At 67.7% G+C, this 1,416-nt stretch carries 1 protein-coding gene and 1 pseudogene; both read right to left on the bottom strand.

Going from position 1 to position 1,416, the window contains the following annotated elements; all coding sequences use genetic code 11:
- Positions 1-1,018: methyl-accepting chemotaxis protein (locus M3149_RS22580; RefSeq protein ID WP_285887489.1), on the bottom strand; the 1,018-nt coding region annotated here is incomplete at its 3' end.
- Between the two features lie 44 nt (positions 1,019-1,062).
- A pseudogene (locus M3149_RS22575) lies at positions 1,063-1,416 on the bottom strand (methyl-accepting chemotaxis protein); the annotation flags it as partial.

Genomic DNA, 1,416 nt, shown 5'->3' with positions numbered 1-1,416 from the left:
CCGAGCCGCCGCGCTGGGCGATCTCGGCGGCGCTGGCAGCGAGCTGGTTGGCCTGGCGCGCCGCATCGGCGCTCTGGCGCACCGTGCTGGTGAGCTGCTCCATGCTCGCTGCGGTCTGCTGCAGGTTCGAGGCCGTCTGCTCCGTGCGCGCCGACAGGTCCTGGTTGCCGGTGGCGATTTCCACCGACGCGGTGTTGATGCTGTCGGTCGCCTGGCGGACCAGGCCCACGGTGTTGACGAGCGAGCCCTTCATCTCGGCCAGCGCGCGGATGAGGTCACCCAGCTCGTCGGCGCGCGTGGTGCTGACCTCACGTGTGAGATCGCCTTGCGCCACGTCCCGGCTCACGGCCACGGCCTCGATCAGCGGCTGCGTGACCGAACGCGTGATGCGCCAGGCGAGCAGCACCGCAAGGACCACGGCCAGGCCGGCGAGGCCGAACAGCGTGGCGATCTGGCGTTGCACGGTCTGCCCGGAGGCTTGCACCGCTTGATCGACCAGCTCGCGCTGGTAATCCAGCAGTTCCTGCTGCTTGGCGCTGTAGGCGTCGGCGGCGGGCATCAGTCCCTTTTCGAGGATGCCATCGGCAGCGGCGGTATCGCCTGTCTTGAGGGCCTCGAAGTAGGTCTTGCGCACAGCGATGTATTCACCACGCTTGGTGCCTATCTCGGCCAGCAGGGCCTTGCCGCGCTCGCTGCTGATCTCGGCCTCCAGCGCCTTCTGCACCTCGTTGATGCGCTCGGTGGTCTTGGCGATCAGCGGCTTGAAATGCGCATCCACCGTAGGATCGTTGCGCGAGCGGGCCACGGCCAGCACGCGGTTGATGTTCAAGCGCGTGCTGTGAATCCACTCACCTGTGGCAGCAGCGCGCTTTTCCATGACGACCACACGTTCGGTGGCGGCCTGGGAGGCCTTGAGGCCGCTCCAGGCCAGGGCGGTCACGCCAACCAGCAGGGCCAGTACCACGGCAAAGCCGAGGTACAGGCGTTGGCCAATCTTGAGGCGGGCGAAAACATTCATGTCGAACTCCGGGTGTGGCTGGGCGGGGGAATTCCCGCCTGGCTTCAGAAACTCTCCCAGTCACCCTCGTCCGTCTTTGCGGGCGTGGCGGGTGGGCGGATGGCCGCGGGGGTCTCCTTCCTGAGCTCAGCCGGTGTCGCGGCCTTCACCGGTGGCTGTTGTCGAATGGGACGGGCGGGGATCGGGGCAGGGGTGGCGGTCGTCGCAGGGGCCGCCAGCGGGGCAGCCACGTCGTGTCCGATGCGGAATTGCTGCACCACGTCGGCCAGCCGGGTCGCCTGATCCTTCAGGCTCTGCGCCGCTGCAGCGCTTTCTTCCACCAGCGCCGCGTTCTGCTGCGTCATCTGGTCCAGCTGGCTCACCGCCGTGTTCACCTGCCCGATGCCGTCGCTTTGTTC

Origin of the sequence: Hydrogenophaga intermedia, assembly GCF_023715105.1 — a bacterium.
Taxonomy (GTDB): Bacteria; Pseudomonadota; Gammaproteobacteria; order Burkholderiales; family Burkholderiaceae_C; genus Hydrogenophaga; species Hydrogenophaga intermedia_A.
The sequence above is the reverse complement of the archived record's forward strand: the minus strand, read 5'-3'. Positions and strand labels throughout refer to the sequence as shown.